Annotated in this window: 14 protein-coding genes; all 14 read left to right on the top strand. The window is 47.6% G+C overall.

The window, feature by feature from the left end:
* Positions 1–122 precede the first annotated feature (122 nt).
* The 14 genes from C161_RS18275 (at position 123) to C161_RS18210 (ending at position 16,977) form a co-directional block, all read left to right on the top strand.
* On the top strand, positions 123–1,157 hold the full coding sequence (locus tag C161_RS18275) for an LCP family protein (protein WP_036671869.1): 1,035 nt from the start codon (positions 123–125) through the stop codon (positions 1,155–1,157).
* Positions 1,158–1,341: 184 nt separating this feature from the next.
* Positions 1,342–1,767 carry a CBS domain-containing protein gene (locus tag C161_RS18270; RefSeq protein WP_036671868.1) on the top strand — a complete coding sequence of 142 codons (426 nt, stop codon included), beginning with the start codon at positions 1,342–1,344 and terminating at the stop codon, positions 1,765–1,767.
* Positions 1,768–2,031: 264 nt separating this feature from the next.
* Entirely contained in the window at positions 2,032–2,334 is a 303-nt protein-coding gene (locus C161_RS18265) for a MazG-like family protein (RefSeq protein WP_017691445.1), read from the top strand.
* A gap of 5 nt (positions 2,335–2,339) precedes the next feature.
* The gene (locus C161_RS18260) at positions 2,340–3,251 is read left to right on the top strand and encodes a DUF2232 domain-containing protein (RefSeq protein ID WP_036612044.1); all 912 of its coding nucleotides are present in this window, start codon (positions 2,340–2,342) and stop codon (positions 3,249–3,251) included.
* Positions 3,252–3,262: 11 nt separating this feature from the next.
* A complete protein-coding gene (locus C161_RS18255; protein WP_036671867.1) occupies positions 3,263–5,254 on the top strand; it encodes a DHH family phosphoesterase in 1,992 nt (663 codons plus the stop codon).
* Positions 5,251–5,694 (top strand): 50S ribosomal protein L9, encoded by a 444-nt coding sequence (gene rplI, locus C161_RS18250; RefSeq protein ID WP_036611925.1) that lies wholly within the window; start codon positions 5,251–5,253, stop codon positions 5,692–5,694. Before C161_RS18255 ends, rplI begins: the two co-directional genes overlap by 4 nt.
* Position 5,695: 1 nt before the next feature.
* Positions 5,696–7,057 carry a replicative DNA helicase gene (gene dnaB, locus C161_RS18245; protein ID WP_036611922.1) on the top strand — a complete coding sequence of 454 codons (1,362 nt, stop codon included), beginning with the start codon at positions 5,696–5,698 and terminating at the stop codon, positions 7,055–7,057.
* A 444-nt stretch (positions 7,058–7,501) separates the two neighbouring features.
* Positions 7,502–8,788: an adenylosuccinate synthase gene (locus C161_RS18240; protein ID WP_036671866.1), complete on the top strand. Its 1,287-nt coding sequence runs from the start codon at positions 7,502–7,504 to the stop codon at positions 8,786–8,788.
* Between the two features lie 222 nt (positions 8,789–9,010).
* Positions 9,011–9,778, top strand: a complete 768-nt coding sequence (locus tag C161_RS18235; protein WP_036671865.1) for a hypothetical protein — start codon at positions 9,011–9,013, stop codon at positions 9,776–9,778.
* 286 nt (positions 9,779–10,064) lie between these two features.
* Positions 10,065–10,874, top strand: coding sequence for a class I SAM-dependent methyltransferase (locus tag C161_RS18230; protein WP_235193858.1), 810 nt, complete (start codon positions 10,065–10,067; stop codon positions 10,872–10,874).
* 486 nt (positions 10,875–11,360) lie between these two features.
* Positions 11,361–12,893, top strand: a complete 1,533-nt coding sequence (locus tag C161_RS18225; RefSeq protein ID WP_036671864.1) for a peptidoglycan DD-metalloendopeptidase family protein — start codon at positions 11,361–11,363, stop codon at positions 12,891–12,893.
* Positions 12,894–13,140: 247 nt separating this feature from the next.
* On the top strand, positions 13,141–13,863 hold the full coding sequence (gene yycF / locus C161_RS18220) for a response regulator YycF (RefSeq protein ID WP_017691453.1): 723 nt from the start codon (positions 13,141–13,143) through the stop codon (positions 13,861–13,863).
* Positions 13,863–15,713 (top strand): cell wall metabolism sensor histidine kinase WalK, encoded by a 1,851-nt coding sequence (walK, locus tag C161_RS18215; RefSeq protein WP_036671863.1) that lies wholly within the window; start codon positions 13,863–13,865, stop codon positions 15,711–15,713. The genes yycF and walK overlap by 1 nt, the downstream gene beginning before the upstream one ends.
* Positions 15,697–16,977, top strand: coding sequence for a YycH family regulatory protein (locus C161_RS18210; protein ID WP_036671862.1), 1,281 nt, complete (start codon positions 15,697–15,699; stop codon positions 16,975–16,977). The genes walK and C161_RS18210 overlap by 17 nt, the downstream gene beginning before the upstream one ends.
* Positions 16,978–17,106 lie beyond the last annotated feature (129 nt).

Raw genomic sequence — 17,106 nt, 5'->3', positions numbered from 1 at the left:
AGCGTAAGCGGTGTCTTGATTCAAGAGAGAGAAAACTTCAGAGAACACCGAGTCACAAGGCATCCCAGACGTTTAATTGGTATTATGGATTATCATTTTGATAGTGAAGAAGGAATCAATGGATGAAAAGCAGAACTAAAGATAAGAAGAAGAAAAGAAGAAAAGGCCTATATATAACGCTCGTTTCACTTGTTGTTTTGTTAATCGGAGGGTATTTGTTCCGTCAGCAGCTGGCTGTAGCGGCATTTGATCTGTTTCTCGCCGGTTCAGTAGAAGATCAGTTATCCCGCTCTTATGTACCGCAAGAAGGCAACAACACGCCTGATCCAACGGTATACCGTAAGGAACCATTCTCCGTGTTACTGCTCGGTTCGGATAAACGCGCCTATGAGAAAACGCGTGGACGTTCCGATACCGTCATCTATGCTGTAGTACGTCCGAAGGAATCCCGTGTGCTGTTGGTATCCATTCCACGTGATACGTATGTGCAGATTGTAGGACGGGATGCCAACAAGGACGGCGAAGATGATTATGATAAGCTGGCGCATGCCTATGCTTTTGGTGGGGAGAATATGTCCATCAATACGGTGGAGAAATTCCTTGATGCTGATGTGGGTTATTATGCAACAATCAACTTCGACGGAATCAAAAAAGTGGTTGATGCGCTTGGTGGTGTAAAACTGCCAATCGATGAGGACATTGTGAACAAGAATCCGGATCATGTGCAATTCACGATTGAAGGTGGTAAGCCGATCTATGACGGGCAGGAAGCGCTGTATTATGTAAGATACCGTGAGGATAGCGATTTTAATCGTACCAAGCGGCAGCAGATTTTCCTGAACGCGATGGCGAATGAGATGCTGAATTTGAATCAAATCGCCAAAATTCCGGAATTGATTCAGATCATGGGAGACAGCTTCCAGACGGATATGCGAGCTTCTTTCATTATTGATCTGGCTAAACAAGTGCTTACTCAGGAGAAACCACAGATTTCAAGCTTCACCATTCTGGGTGAGGGGATGAAAAAAGACGGTATCTATTATGGTCAGGCTGACGAGAAAGATGTCCAATATGCCAAAGAGCTGATTAACAACTGGATGGATCAATCGACCCCAGCCGGTGAAGTCATGATCCCTGACCGGCAAAAGATTGAATAACCAATTCCATACCAATGATGTGTTGTAGACCACAATCAGCAGTACGTTTATTCGCGGGCTGCTGTTTTTTTTCTTTGTATTGAGAACTATTATCCTTTTGGAACATCCTGCGTTCTGATCCGTATAATATAAGTTGAGCGAGATAAGTTGAACGAAGAAATTCACAAGGAGGATACACAAGGGTATGAACATCGCATTTTTTTTGCTACCCAAACAAGAGGTTACGTGCGTGACGTCGGATTCTACACTGCGGCAAACGTTGGAACGGATGGAATATCATCGTTTTACGGCGGTACCCATTTTGAATAAAGAGGGCAAATATATTGGTACGGTTACCGAAGGCGACTTACTGTGGTATATGAAAAATGCCGAGGGAAAGATTTCATTTGAAAACGCTTCAAAATTCTTGCTCAAGGATGTTCCCCTTCGCTTGGATATGAAACCTGTATCCATTAACGCCAACATGGAGGACCTGATTAATCTGGCTAAAGTTCAGAACTTTGTTCCTGTGGTCGATGATATGGATCGGTTCATTGGTATTGTCAGACGGAGTCAGATTATTGAGTACTGCGAGGGCATTGTAGCCAAAGAATCGATCAAGGCTAAGTAAGGCTGTTACGAATTTAAACATTATTGTGTCATGATGGATAATCACAGCCGTCCGGTATCATGTTAAACTTAAGAAGTCCTGAACCAAGGGCGCATTCGAAGTTTTTTACAAATATATAGGTCGATAGGATGTACGGAGGACTCCGCATAAGTACCTGACATCAGTTTCGGAGAACTTCTCCGTTTTTTGGGGTAATTTTGCGGGCCCTCTTTTTATGCTATAATCGAGAATAAAGCTTTTTCGGGGGAGAGTGACTTTCGCCAAATGCCTAAAGAACTGGATGTAGCCAAACGCGCTAAAGTGATTGAATGGCTGAAAACCGAAGTGCTTGATCAGGTATCCCGATTATTCAAGGCGTTATGGGAAGGCAGTACAACTCGAATCGGGGACAGTCTTGCCAGTTTGATTATGAGTAGTTACATATTGGGCCGCAGGCTCGGTATTCCTTTCAAGGATCTGGATGCACTGCTAGTTGAGAAGTTGAAAAAGCATAAACAGGAAGGTCACCAGCTTGAAGACTGGTACCAGGATATTTCCGCGCTAGAAGATCATATGCGTAAGAGGTGAATTTGTTGAAATTTAGCTTTAAATCAGCTGTTTGGAGCGCAGTTTATCTGCTCTTGCTACTTTCGCTGTTAACTCCTTTATCGGTACTTGCCATATTTTTTATGATGATTCCGGGAGTTATTTTGTATGCTTCATTATCTTTAAAATCATTTATATGGCATCTCGTGCCCGTAGCCGTTATTTTGGTCGTATTCCACCCCATCTATCTGTTACTATTGCTCATCTTTACCCTGCCTGCGATCGTTATGGGTCACGCGTATAAAACACGCAAATCAGCCCTGTTCGCCCTGATGGCGGGAAGTGGCATGATGTTGGCAGAATACTTGTTGTTGCTCTTGGTCGGCAGTGTCATTTTCCAATTCGACCTGTCCAGTTATATTGAAGATGTGGTCAAATTGACCATTGAACCGTTAACCAATACATCGAATCAGATGATCAACGGGTTTGCATGGACACCTGAGATGACCGAGGATGTTGCCAAACAAACACAGCTTATGATTCCGTTTGCTCTCGTTGTCACATCGATGGTAATGGCCTTTATTACACACGCCATAGCTCGTCCGATTCTGAACGTGATGGGTGTGGTGGTATCGAAGCTTCCACCAGCGAGAGAGTGGCGTATGCCGCGTGCATTGATCTGGTATTATTTCCTTGCACTGTTGATCGAAGTGATCTCCAGACAAAGTGATGGAACGTACTGGACCATGATTGCCATGAATCTGTCGCCGTTAATCAATCTGGGCTTCATGATTCAAGCGATCGGTTTCTTCTTCTTTCTCTCACATACAAAGAAATGGAATCCGGTTATACCATATTTCCTGGCGGCTGCGGTCTTCTTCATTGGTCCGCTTCGGATTATCGGAATTATCGATCTGGCGTTCCCGCTTCGTGAGGCAATATCGAAATCAAAACGATAGGGTGATGAGTCATGCCTAAATTTCTGAAGAAACGCTGGCACGGCTACTATACCGTATGGGCGTTCATACTGCTGCTGTTGCTCGTTATGTTCGTTACCATTTATAACTGGACGCTTGGTTTGATTAGTCTGATACTGGCTTCGGCGCTGGGAATCGTCATGATTAAGGCGGAGCTCGCGTTCCGCCGTGAGCTTAACGACTACATTAATGGCCTATCTATTCGGATCAAACGGATGGAGGGGGAAGCGGTCAGCATGCTTCCATTCGGAATTGTGCTGTACAGCGAAGATCGTACGGTAGAGTGGCATAACCGCTTTGTCGCGGAGATGTTCCAGGAGAAGACAATGGTGGGTAATCCGCTACTTAATATGTTTCCCAGACTTCCTCAGCCTAAAGAGAAGAAGGATGGGACGAAGGAACATTCATCCAAGGAGTTGCATGACGAATTCCAGTTGGATGATCGGCATTATGGAGTTATTCATAACCCGCAGGAGCGGTATGTATATGTATACGAGATTACGGAGCTAGCCATTCTTCGTGATAAATATGAAAATGAACGCCTTGCATTGGGAATTCTCGTTCTGGATAATCTGGACGAAGCTGCCCAAGGCATGGACGATCAACAGCGTACAGCGCTGATTGCTCGAGTGACCAGCGAAATTACGTCTTGGGCCAAGCGGTACGAAGTGTACCTGCGCCGCCTGTCTTCTGATCGTTATCTGTTGATGCTGAATCATAAGTCTTTGCAGGAACTGGAGCAGAGCCGATTTGTCATTTTGGATGAAGTTCGGGAGATGACTGCTGACCTCAAAGTGCCAATGACACTCAGTGTTGGACTGGCGTTTGGATCGGATAGCATCAGTGAGATGGGAGAACTGGCACAGTCCAGCCTGGACATGGCACTTGGACGTGGGGGTGATCAGGCTGCCGTGAAGTCCGGACAACGCCTGTCTTTCTATGGCGGCAAGTCTAACGCAGTGGAGAAACGGACACGGGTAAGAGCCCGCGTTATTGCACACGCGCTGCGTGATCTCATGCAGGAGAGCGACCGGGTGCTCATCATGGGGCACAAAATTCCGGATATGGACGCGATCGGCGCATCCATCGGAGTGTGGAAAGCGGCCAGTCTGTACAATGTGGAGGCCCGAATTGTTCTGGATGGAATGAATCCATCGATTGAACGCATGATGGAGCAAGTGAACAAGGACGAGAAGTTGTCCAAAGCATTTGTATCACCGGAACAGGCAACCCAGATGATGACCGAGCACACGTTACTGGTGGTGGTGGATACTCATAAGGCCTCCATGACCATGGAGCCAAAACTGGTACAGTCTGCTACCCGTGTCGTAGTTGTGGATCACCATCGCCGGGGTGAAGAGTTCATCAATGACGCAGTGTTGATCTATCTGGAACCTTATGCGTCCTCTGCTGCCGAATTGGTAACCGAACTCTTGCAATACATTCATGATAAGGTACAATTCACTCCGCTAGAAGCTACGGCTCTACTTGCCGGGATTACGGTGGATACGAAGCATTTTGCACTGCACACGGGGTCCAGAACGTTCGAAGCGGCAGGTTTCTTGCGCCGTAGCGGTGCGGACACCATTATGATCCAGCGGTTGATGAAAGAGGATCTGTCAGAATATATTGCTAAGGCAGAAATCATAAAGCATGCTAAAATGGTATATGGAAACATTGCGCTGGCGGTCACGGACCCTGGCAGCAAGATTTCACAGATGATGATCGCCCAGGTGGCGGACACATTGCTGAACATGACTGACGTGGTCGCTTCATTTGTGATTAGTGAGCGTCCGGATGGACTGATTGGCATCAGCGCGAGATCGCTGGGGCGCATGAATGTTCAAGTTGTCATGGAACGACTGGGCGGTGGCGGACATTTGACAAATGCTGCCGTGCAGCTTGAAGGAACGCTTGGAGAGGCAGAAAAACGGCTGACGAACGTACTGGCTGAAATCGAAAAGGAAGAGGGGCTGTTCGAATGAAAGTCATTTTTATAAAAGATATGAAGGGTCAAGGCAAGAAAGGGCAAGTGAAAGAAGTATCTGAGGGTTACGCACAGAACTTCTTATTGCCACGGGGAATCGCACGTCTGGCAACAGACGGCAACATGAAGACACTGGACAACCAGAAGGCGGCTGAAGAAAGACTCAAACAGGAAGAGAAAGCGGAAGCGGAAGCACTTGCGAAAAAGCTGGAAGCAGAAGTAACTGAACTGAAAGCCAAGTCCGGCGAAGGTGGTCGTCTGTTTGGCGCCATTACTAGCAAACAGATCGCAGAAGCTTTGTCTAAAAAGGGTCTGAAAGTAGACAAACGCAAAATTGAGCTGGACGAGCCTATTCGTACACTCGGCGTAACACAAGTAACTGTCAAGGTTCACCCTGAAGTGAAGGCAACCTTGAAGGTACAGGTAACGGAAGAGTAAGATGGGCGGAGAAATGTTATTCGACCGGATTCCCCCGCAGAACCTGGAAGCCGAACAGGCCGTGCTGGGTGCAATCCTGTTGCAGGGCGAGGCCCTGATTACAGCGATGGAACGGGTGCAAACCGAGGATTTCTATGATAAACCCCATCAATTAATCTTTGAAGCGATGATCCAGCTTGGTGAGGGAAATCAACCGATTGACCTCGTGACACTGACTTCGCTTCTGAAGGATAAAGGTGAGCTGGAGGACATCGGGGGCGTTAGTTATCTGGCGAAGCTAGCCCATGGTGTACCTACAGCCGCGAACGTAGACTATTACGCTCAGATTATCGAAGAGAAATCGATGCTGCGTCGTCTGATTCGTACGGCAACACAGATCGTGAGCGAAGGATATACGGGCGGTGAAGATGTTGCAGCGATGCTTGGAGAAGCTGAACGTCGCATTCTGGAGATATCCAACCGTCGCTCCAGTAGTGGTTTTATAGCCATTCAGGACGTACTGATGGAAGTATTCGATCGTGTGGAAACACTTCATCAGAATAAGGGTACAACGACAGGTATTCCGTCCGGGTTTATCGATCTGGACAAGATGACTGCCGGATTCCAGCGCAGTGACTTGATCATTGTAGCGGCCCGTCCTTCCGTAGGTAAGACGGCCTTTGCCCTGAATATCGCTCAGAACGTAGCCATTCGGGCCCAGGAGACGGTAGCCATCTTCAGTCTGGAGATGTCAGCTGCCCAGCTGGTGCAACGTATGATCTGTGCGGAAGCCAACCTGGATGCCAGCGTAATGCGTATGGGTGATTTCAAGGGAGATGAAGACTGGCAGAAGCTGACGATGGGTATTGCAGCTTTGTCAGAAGCCAACATCTTTATAGATGATACGCCAGGGATTACCGTAGCGGATATTCGTGCCAAATGCCGTCGTCTGAAGAAAGAGAAAGGCCTTGGCATGATCCTGATCGACTATCTTCAACTGATTAGTGGACGTGGTAAAGCAGGGGAGAACCGTCAACAAGAGGTATCCGAGATCTCACGTACACTGAAACAGATTGGCCGGGAACTGGAAGTTCCGGTTATTGCCTTGTCCCAGCTGAGCCGGGGTGTAGAGCAACGTCAGGACAAACGTCCGATGATGAGTGACTTGCGGGAATCGGGTTCAATCGAGCAAGATGCCGACATCGTAGCGTTCCTGTACCGGGATGACTACTACAACCAGGAGACCGAGAAGAAAAATATTATCGAGATCATTATCGCCAAACAGCGTAACGGTCCGGTAGGTACGGTAGAACTGGTCTTCCTGAAAAACTTTAATAAATTCGTCAATTACGAGAGGGCGCACAATGACGCCTTCGCGATGTAACGGGCAGGTGCTGACAGCTTCGATCAAGAAGCAAAATCGTCTGTCCCGAAGATCAACCATTAGAGCAACTGAACGCAAACATGTGTTATAAATACCAGATATAGATTCACATTAAAATGGGTATCCTTGAACCGGTGATAGCAGTCAAGCAAGCTTGGACTGAAGTCTCCGGTTTTTTGTGTTGAAATAATGGGTAAATCCCGAACATTACGGTTGTACTATATCTAATTGTTCGCCATTTGATTTGACTTTGAAAAAGGGTACTGGTACACTAATACTGCTGCGTTAAAGCAGCGCAAACCTTCCCTTGAATGTAACGGAAGGACATTTTTACTGTCCGTTAGCACGCTTCTCAGTCGGTTTATTGCGTAACACGCCTGCCGGGATAGAGGACGGACAGACCAATACAAAGGTGCGCAAGGCACCCACGGAGGAATGTTAACTATGTCAACGGTAGTTGTAGTGGGAACGCAATGGGGAGACGAAGGAAAAGGTAAAATCACGGATTATTTGGCGGAGAGCGCTGATGTGGTGGCTCGTTATCAAGGTGGTAACAATGCGGGTCATACAATTCTGATTGATAACAAAAAATATAAACTGACGATGATTCCATCAGGGATTTTCTACACAGATAAAGCGTGTGTTATTGGTAACGGAATGGTTATCAACCCGAAGGCACTCATCGAAGAAATTAACTATATTCATGACAATGATTTTACAACGAAGAACCTGTCCATCAGTGAGCGCGCACATATCATCTTGCCATATCACATGGTACTGGATGCACTCGAAGAAGAGAGCAAAGGTCCGAACAAAATCGGTACAACTGGCAAAGGAATTGGCCCATGTTACATGGACAAATCAGCCCGTATTGGTATTCGGATGGTTGACCTGCTGGATGCTGAAGATTTCGAACTGAAACTGCGTCATCTGGTCAAAGAAAAGAACCGTGTCATCGAGCAAGTCTACGGCGGCCAGCCTGTTGATGTGGAAGAGATTCTGCAAGATTACCTCGGATATGCTGAAATTCTGCGTCCTTACGTACGTGATACATCGGTTGTTCTGAACGAATATATTGATGAGGACAAAAAAGTATTGTTTGAAGGTGCACAAGGCGTTATGTTGGACCTTGATCAAGGGACTTATCCATTTGTTACATCATCCAATCCGTCCGCAGGTGGCGTATGTATTGGTTCTGGCGTAGGCCCGGCTCGTATTCAACAAGTCATTGGGGTAGCGAAAGCTTACACAACCCGTGTAGGAGATGGCCCATTCCCTACGGAATTGCATGATGCAATCGGTGACCAAATCCGTGAGACTGGACATGAGTACGGTACGGTAACTGGACGTCCACGTCGTGTAGGTTGGTTCGATAGTGTTGTTGTTCGCCACGCGCGTCGTGTCAGTGGAATCACAGGTCTGTCCCTGAACTCTCTGGACGTAATGACAGGTCTGGAAACTGTAAAAATCTGCACAGGATACAAATTCCGCGGCGAGGTCATTACACACTATCCGGCAAGCCTCAAAATGCTGGCAGAATGTGAAGCAGTATACGAAGAGATGCCAGGCTGGAGCGAAGATATCACTGGAGCTAAGAAACTCGAAGACCTGCCAGTGAACACACAGAATTATGTAAAACGTGTTTCCGAACTGACAGGCATTCCAATTGCCATCTTCTCCGTTGGTCGTAACCGTGAGCAAACAAATCAAGTTCTTCCAATCTACGAGTAATCGAAGAAATAGAGAGATTGTTTCTTGAATTATAAAATAGAATCCTTTGCCGACTTAGGCATGTTAAGCCTCCAGTTGTTGCTTTTATAGCGATGACTGGAGGTTTTTTGTATGTTTTTCGGATATAATCCCGAGATTTCCGTCAATACTGGTTAACAGTAGAGTCACAGACCCCAGCATGCGCATGCTAGACGGGTAGGATAATCGGAGGGAGAGAACGGAATGAAGTTGCTTGTGTGGTTTGTTAAAATCGTGCTAACCGTGTTGCTGGTCAGTTCACTGACACTGCTCACGACCGGATTAATTGTACAGTCATATGCGAAGTCGCTACTCGCGAGTTTCAATATTCAGTGGGAGGGTCAACCCATGGGGTTAACCGCTATGTTCCAAGGTGCCTTGGGCGGTAAAACCAGCGAGGGGAATAAATCAGGAAATGGGACGACAGATCAGCCGACAGGAGCGGACGAAGAGCAGGTTCCGGAAGATGCTGTTTCCGTTATGGGGAATGGGACGGAGAGCGGTCAATCTGGTGTAGATGCAGGCAACAATGCGTCCCAAGGAAGTGGCTCAGGCGAGGGCACAGGGGAAGGTTCAGGTACAGATACGACCGTAGGATCAAACTCAGGCACAAGTGCAGGCAATGGGACGGATACGGGCACGGGTAATGACTCAGGAACAGATCAGGGTAGTGGTTCGGCTTCAGGCAATGGAACCGGAGCGGCCAGCGGCGGTGCTTCTTCAGGCAATGATGCCATTGTTGTATCACCGGATGACATTACAGGAGCGAAGGACAAGCTGCCAGCAGAGGAGAAAGAAAAAATCTTCAGCCTGCTCATGAACAAGCTGCCACAGAAAGAAATGCAGCAGATCTCAGGTGCCATGGAAGGTGGCCTAACGGAACAGGAATTACGTGAGATTGAACAGGTGATCTCGAAGTACCTGACCAGTGAAGAGTATGACAACCTGATGGAAGTACTGCAAACAGAATAGGATGATAGGTAGGGAAGACAGGCGTGCTCATAGACGGGTATCGCCTGATTCATAATGTATGGACTTGTCGAGGATGATTGAATATAATTCATTTAAATAAATACTGGAAATTCCTATAGGAGGGTACAGTGTATGAAATATAAAGGGAAAGAACACGACATATAAAAACGTTCAGGCAACATTGCAGAAACCTTCAGTCCAATTCGTGGACCTCCGTTCATAGGTGCTTTCAAGAGAACCGATGGACTTGTGTTTATGAATACACTAATTGGAGGTTGTATTGAACATGAACTTATATCATTCTAATTCAGAACCATCAGTAAAAGAGTTTGCCGAGGCGGCGAAAGAGCGATACGAGCAAGGGCTGCAAGAGGCGGACCAGCCGTTTAGTGGCTGGGATTTTAGCTATGTAACAGGGAGTGGGCGATTCCAGAGCGGAATGTTGCCTTGGTCATATGGAACAATGGCGCGCCGATTGTTGAATCAAACAGAACGAATGCTCGACATGGGGACTGGTGGAGGAGAGTTGCTGTCCAGACTCCGTCCCCTTCCTCCATACACATGTGCGACCGAAGGTTATCTTCCGAATATACCGATTGCAGAGGAACGTTTACAGCCGCTCGGTGTGAAGGTGCTTCCAGTGACTGATGATTCGAATCTTCCTTTCGTAGAAGGGGAATTTGATCTGATTCTTAATCGGCATGAGTCGTATGATGAGCGGGAAGTTAGGCGGATTCTAACGGTAGGGGGACTGTTTCTTACTCAACAGGTAGGTTGGTCAGATTGCAGGGAGATCAATGATCGGCTCGGCATTCCTATGCCAGCGGATTACGCTGGATGGGAGCTGGATCGTGCTGTTCTTCAGCTGGAACAGTGTGGATTCCGTATTCTAGAGCAACGGGAAGCAACTCCCGCGCAGCGTTTCTATGATATAGGGGCACTGGTATATTATCTAAAGACCATACCGTGGCAAGTACCTGATTTCAAAGTGGAACATTTCCGTGAGCCGTTAATGGATATTCATATGGAGATGGAGCACAATGGATTCTGGGAAGTACAGCAGAAGCGATTTGTAATTCTTGCAGTCAAAGAATAGAGACATAAAAGTTAGTTTCTATTGTGGCATGAGCTGAAATCCAGTTTAAGATAAACCACAATCAGGTTGTTTACGTAATCCCTTATCAGAGTTGATCTGGTGAGGGATTTTATTTGTATTTTTATGAAAAATAAAGCATATTTCACTGGGTCTTAGAACCTAGTCTTAATTTGCGAACAAAAGTACATAGTACAGCGGATATTGAGGCATAATGGGTGATGGACCAGCCATACTATCTTATGGATAATTCAGGGAAACCAAGCGGGGCGTGGCTTTGCGGTGTGACGTGTAGAGTTGAAATGAGTGTAAAACCTGTGTTAAAGTATACGGGTGTGATAAAAGGTTAAAATTTTGACACTTTTACGAGCGCAGCTAAAGTCCTGATTTTGCGGACACCCAATACAAGTATCAACGAGCATGGGACAGACACGATGGGTGATGTCTTGACAGAAATGCGAACTGAGAAGTGCTGAAAAGGAGAGAATCATGAAAGGTTTCAGAGGCATACGCCAACCGGGCAAAGACCGGGTACACGAACAATCCGGGGAACACCGGACGGCCGAAGACAAAAACAACATGAGCATGTCCACCTTCAGTGTGAATAAGAAGCGCGTTCTGGCCTCGCGCAAATGGATCATTACAGCAGCATGTGGTGTATTCATCGCAGCATCGCTCGGGTTCGCAGGCAAACAATATGTTACTGCAAACACCGTACCGTACTATAAAGTAATGGTTAAAGGTAGCGAGATTGGTACCATTGCAGATGAGGCACAATTACAACAACTATTTACAGACAAAACTGAGGAATATCAACATAAATATCCGGATGCAGAGATGGTGCTGAACACAGATGGCATCACAACCGAAACGGTAAGAGCGTACAAACCTGAAGTGAACAGTGACGAGACGCTGGACAAACTGGGTGACATGCTGACAGCCTACGCCAAAGGTGTGGAGCTTAAGGTAGATGGTGAAGTCATTGGTATTGTGAAGGATCAGGCAACAGCTGATGCAATCCTGGAACAAGTGCAGAGCAAATACATATCGGCATCGGCTGTGCGAAGTTCGCTTAAGACGAAGTCGGTATCGGCTAACTCCTCGAAGAAAGACGAGGGACCAAGCACAACCCTGAAGTCTGTAGGCATCAAGGAAGATGTAGCGACGGATGTGGTGAAGGCTGATCCAAACAAAATATGGGATGTGTCCGAGGCGGTTAAAGCTTTAACCGTTGGTAAAGACGCGCCTGTAACTTATGTGGTTCGTGAAGGAGATACGATCTCTTCGATCGCTGCCAAGTATGAAATTACACAAAGCGAGATTCGCCAGCATAATCCGGGCATCAAGGAAACGTCGCTTCAAATCGGAGACGAACTGACCTTGACCGTGCCGAAACCGGCGGTAACCGTTAAATCGGTTGAGCAGGTTGTTGAACAAATTGAGATTAAACCGCAAGTGGAAGTGCGCAAAAGTGACGAGTTGAAAGCAGGTACAACAAAAGTCGTGCGCCCAGGACAAAGCGGCTTGAAAAGCATGCAGTATCGTATAACCAAAGAAAATGGTGAAGTGGTTCAGGAAGAGTGGCTTGGTCAGGAAGTGATTAAAGCAGCTGTAACTGAAGTAGTCCTTAGCGGAACAAAAGTTGTTGGTGAGGGCACAGGTGAATTTGCTTGGCCGGTATCAAATGCAACGATGAGTAGCAGCTTTGGACAACGTTGGGGTCGCCAGCACAAAGGTGTCGATCTGGTAGGTAACCGCGATGTGAAAGCGTCTGATGAGGGTGTAATTACTTTTGCAGGACAGAAAAGCGGTTATGGTAATGTCATCATTATTAACCACCGTAACGGATACGAAACACTGTATGGACATTTGAACAGCATTGGCGTTAAGGTTGGACAAGTGGTTGAAAAAGGCGAGAGTATCGGCGTTATGGGCAATACGGGTCGTTCGACTGGAACACATCTGCATTTTGAGATTATTAAGAATGGAACGGTAGAAAATCCGTTAACGTATTTGAACTAATATAGAGCTTAAGTGGAGCAAGGTTGGCTATAATGCTGGCCTTGTTTTTTGCTGCTGTAAAAAATTTTCAGATGAAAGACCTTCCAAGCCCCTGATCGGGATGTGACGGTGCTTCAGGTATGTTAAACTAGAGAGTATAAACAACAAACTAGAGAAACAAATCAAGTAGGCTTGGTACAAGCTAAACATAGAAGAGAGATATAAACGCTAATGCGGATTAAGCAGGATATAGGGGTGAACTTAGCCGATGCAGGGGAAGATTTTGGTAGTGGACGATGAACAGCCCATCGCGGACATTCTGAAGTTTAATTTGGAAAAAGAGGGGTACGAGGTCATCTGTGCATTTGATGGCATTCGTGCGGTTGAATTGGCGTTATCCGAGAAACCGGATCTGATGCTGCTGGATCTGATGCTCCCGGGTAAGGACGGTATGGACGTCTGTCGTGAGGTGCGTGCTCATCTGGAGATGCCGATCATTATGCTTACGGCCAAGGATGGCGAGATTGACAAGGTGCTCGGATTGGAACTGGGTGCGGATGATTACGTGACGAAGCCATTCAGTACGCGTGAGCTGCTTGCACGGGTGAAGGCACAGATGCGCAGACGGCAAAAGCTTGCGATTACGGCAGAAGCTCACGAAGACGAAGAGAAGCAGGTCATGCGACTGTTTGATCTGGCGTTTGATATGGACATGTATACGGCTTATAAAGGCGGAGAACCGCTTGATCTGACCCACCGTGAATACGAACTTCTCTATTATATGGCGAAGCATTCCGGCAAGGTTATGACACGGGAACATCTGCTGCAAGCGGTATGGGGATATGAATATTTCGGTGATGTACGTACCGTGGATGTCACGATCCGTCGTTTGCGTGAGAAGATTGAGGAGAATCCGAGCAAACCGGAAACGATTCTGACTCGCCGCGGGCTCGGTTATCTCGTGCGCAGTGCCAAAAGCGTGGGGATATAATGGGCCGATTCGCGCGATTTTCGTTCTTCCGAACGATTCAGGCGAAATTGATAATTATCTATGTACTGTTGATTCTGATTGCGATGCAATTGATCGGGGTTTATTTTGTGAGCGCGATGAAGAACTCACTAACGAGCAACTTTACGGAAGACTTGCAGGCGCGTGCGGAGATGCTGTCGGTTCTCGTGGGGGAGACGATGGCTGGTGGAGAAGCAGAGGCTGGCGAAGACAAAACGGAAAATCTGCGTGTGCTGGTGAACAACCTGTTCAACATTAACGGTGCCGAGATTCAGGTGCTGGATGCCAGCGGCAAGGTACTCACGACCTCGCTAAGTTCACATTCGGACTATGTGGGGCGCAAAAATACCCAAACCGTTGTCAGCCGTGCGCTGCAAGGCATTCGGGACAATGAGGAATATATCGTGGACGAGGATAATGTTCGCAAAAAGGTCGTCGCCAAGCCGGTGCTGTCCGGCGGCAAGATCATTGGAGCGGTCTACATCGCGGCATCCATGAACGAGCTGTATTCCACGATGGAGGGAATCAACAAAATCTTCATCTCCGGCATTCTGATTGCCTTGGTGTTAACGGCGGTGCTTGGCGTGATCTTGTCCCATACGATAACGCAGCCGATTAAGGAAGTGACTCGGAGAGCGACAGCGGTCGCAGAAGGTAACTTTGATCAGCAGACACCTGTATTTGGCACGGATGAGATTGGTCAGCTCAGTCGGGCTTTTAACTATATGACCAGCCGGCTTCGGGATGCACTTTCACTGAATGAAGAGGAGAAGGAGAAGTTGACCTCCATTCTGACGAATATGAGTGATGGTGTGGTGGCTACGGATGAGTACGGTAAAGTCATTCTCGTAAACCGTCGTGCCAGCAGCATTCTGGGTATGCATCCTGCGGATATTGAAGGAAGACACTTTGCCATATTACTCGGCATTGATCCGGAGGATGCGGAAGCCCTCGCGAGTGGTTTCACAGGTTCAACTTTGCTGCAGATTGCACCCGCAGGACAAGAAGAGCCTGTGGTCATTCGGATGACGTTCACACCGGTTCATCGACGTGAACGGGGAATCACGGGAACCATTGCCGTACTTCAGGATGTTACCGAGCAGGAAGAACTTGAAGCATCCCGGCGTGAATTTGTGGCCAATGTATCCCATGAACTGCGTACACCACTGACGACGATCAAGAGTTACGCGGAAGCGCTGGATGACGGGGCATTGGAAGATCCGCAGCTTGCCGGTCGTTTCGTTGGTGTTATTCAGAACGAGACGGAACGAATGATACGACTGGTTACGGATCTGCTGCATCTATCGCGGCTGGATTCCAAAGAGGCTTTGCTACGTAAACAGCCAACAGACATCCTGGAAATGCTGGAGGAAGTGACGGATCGATTCTCGTTTCAGATGCATCAGAAGGATATTCAGCCTGTGCTGTCTGTAGAGAATGATATTCCGGCTGTTCCGCTGGATCGTGACCAGATTGATCAGGTGCTGGATAATGTCGTGTCCAATGCGCTGAAATATACATTGGAAGGCGGCACCATTACAATTGCGGCTAGACGCAGTGATGAACACGCACTTGCCATCTCGGTATCGGATACCGGAATGGGTATCCCACAGCGTGATTTGGATCGCATTTTTGAGCGGTTTTATCGGGTGGACAAGGCTCGTTCCCGCAGTATGGGAGGCACAGGGCTAGGACTGTCCATTGCCCGGGAAATTGTGAAGGCACATGATGGTAGCATCTCTCTGGAGTCTGAAGTAGATGTGGGAACGACAGTAACGTTCACACTGCCGATGCGTGAGAAAGGGGGTGAGCACCGTGAAGGAACGGATTAAATCCTTGGTGCTTGCTGCCCTTGTTGTAGCCAGTCTGGTTCAGAGTTATTTTCTGATCTACCGTTTGCCCGGAGGCGGGGATTCCATTGTGACGTCAGAAACGAATTATGTGAAGACGGAAAATATGGGTCAGGAACGGAATATTGAAGAATTGATCTTCCCTGATCAGATGATTATTCATCTGGGTGAGGATAAACATACGGTGTTTTACCCTGGCAATACGTTCTATCAGTTGATCTATTCACGGTTACAGGGGCGGGCGTTCGATGATTTTCAGCGCCGCAGTGTGCAATCGGTGAACTGGGATCAGATTCGCAAGGAGAACCCTGGGTTTGAGCTATCGTTCAAAGAAGGTATTCCCGTAGCATTGTTACAGCGGGTGATGAGGCTTGGGACGGATTCCTTGTTCCAAGGGGAGACCATTAACCGAATTTCGATCTATACGTCCAAAAATGAAACGAAGGCCCATGCGCTGTTCTTCAGCGCCAAGGGAGACGTGGTATACGAAGCAACGCAGGCGGACCTGACAGTACAAGACGTGCAACAGCATGTTGACTTCGGTACGAACTGGACGCCATATACGCTGATGGCTGGCGGGTATTATATCCCGGCCGAAGCTCTAGAGACGATTGAGGCAGATGTGCCGACAGGGCAATTCACGGTTGAGCAAATGCAGCGTAGTCTGTTTTTCGATCCAAGCATGACCCGGAATATCCGGGAAAAAGATGGATCGGAGATCTACACGGATAGTAAACGTAGTCTGCAGGTAAAACAGGAACAGCGCTGGATCAGTTACACCGATCCGGCGGCACCGCCTGCGGGACAGATTGATTCCGCGAAGGATGCGTTGTCTGCGGTTGACTTTGTGAATCAGCATGGTGGCTGGAAAGGCCGTTCGCGCATGATGCTGGAGACCGCCGACATCAAGACGCAGCTTGAATTCCAACAGTATTATGGTAGCTATCCGATTATGGATTCCATGCAGTTCCGCTTTGGCACGATCAGCATGGAGATGCAGCAGGAGACGGTATCCAGTTATGAACGATCACTGGAATACCTGAACGAGGGTGCAGAAACGAAGAAATCGGTAAAGTTGCCCGGCGGAGACAAGCTGAAGGCTCTTATTAAAAAGGTGGCAGGTGAGAATCGCCAGGTCGTGGACGTGTACCCGGCGTATCGTCCTTCTTCGATTGAGGACGGACTTAAGCTGATTCCGGTATGGGTGATCCGCTTTGGAAACGGGGAGGAAACCACCGTTTCTTGATGGGTTGTAGTCTTTGAACCAAAGAGTAGCTGTACTTTATCACTACGCGTGCAGAATAACCTTCCGATCGCTGTTACCCCCAGATTTCTTGAATTCCCTTTTAACACGGGAGAAATCTGGTGGTAAAGG

Origin of the sequence: Paenibacillus sp. FSL R5-192 (assembly GCF_000517845.1) — a bacterium.
GTDB lineage: Bacteria > Bacillota > Bacilli > Paenibacillales > Paenibacillaceae > Paenibacillus > Paenibacillus amylolyticus.
The sequence above is the reverse complement of the archived record's forward strand: the minus strand, read 5'-3'. Positions and strand labels throughout refer to the sequence as shown.

Coding starts and splice junctions, on each gene's coding strand:
- C161_RS18255 (WP_036671867.1), top strand. CDS start 3,263: ATGCCTAAATTTCTGAAGAAACGCTGGCACGGCTACTATACCGTATGG.
- C161_RS18240 (WP_036671866.1), top strand. CDS start 7,502: ATGTCAACGGTAGTTGTAGTGGGAACGCAATGGGGAGACGAAGGAAAA.
- C161_RS18235 (WP_036671865.1), top strand. CDS start 9,011: ATGAAGTTGCTTGTGTGGTTTGTTAAAATCGTGCTAACCGTGTTGCTG.
- C161_RS18265 (WP_017691445.1), top strand. CDS start 2,032: ATGCCTAAAGAACTGGATGTAGCCAAACGCGCTAAAGTGATTGAATGG.
- dnaB (WP_036611922.1), top strand. CDS start 5,696: ATGGGCGGAGAAATGTTATTCGACCGGATTCCCCCGCAGAACCTGGAA.
- yycF (WP_017691453.1), top strand. CDS start 13,141: ATGCAGGGGAAGATTTTGGTAGTGGACGATGAACAGCCCATCGCGGAC.
- rplI (WP_036611925.1), top strand. CDS start 5,251: ATGAAAGTCATTTTTATAAAAGATATGAAGGGTCAAGGCAAGAAAGGG.
- C161_RS18275 (WP_036671869.1), top strand. CDS start 123: ATGAAAAGCAGAACTAAAGATAAGAAGAAGAAAAGAAGAAAAGGCCTA.
- C161_RS18270 (WP_036671868.1), top strand. CDS start 1,342: ATGAACATCGCATTTTTTTTGCTACCCAAACAAGAGGTTACGTGCGTG.
- walK (WP_036671863.1), top strand. CDS start 13,863: ATGGGCCGATTCGCGCGATTTTCGTTCTTCCGAACGATTCAGGCGAAA.
- C161_RS18230 (WP_235193858.1), top strand. CDS start 10,065: ATGAACTTATATCATTCTAATTCAGAACCATCAGTAAAAGAGTTTGCC.
- C161_RS18225 (WP_036671864.1), top strand. CDS start 11,361: ATGAAAGGTTTCAGAGGCATACGCCAACCGGGCAAAGACCGGGTACAC.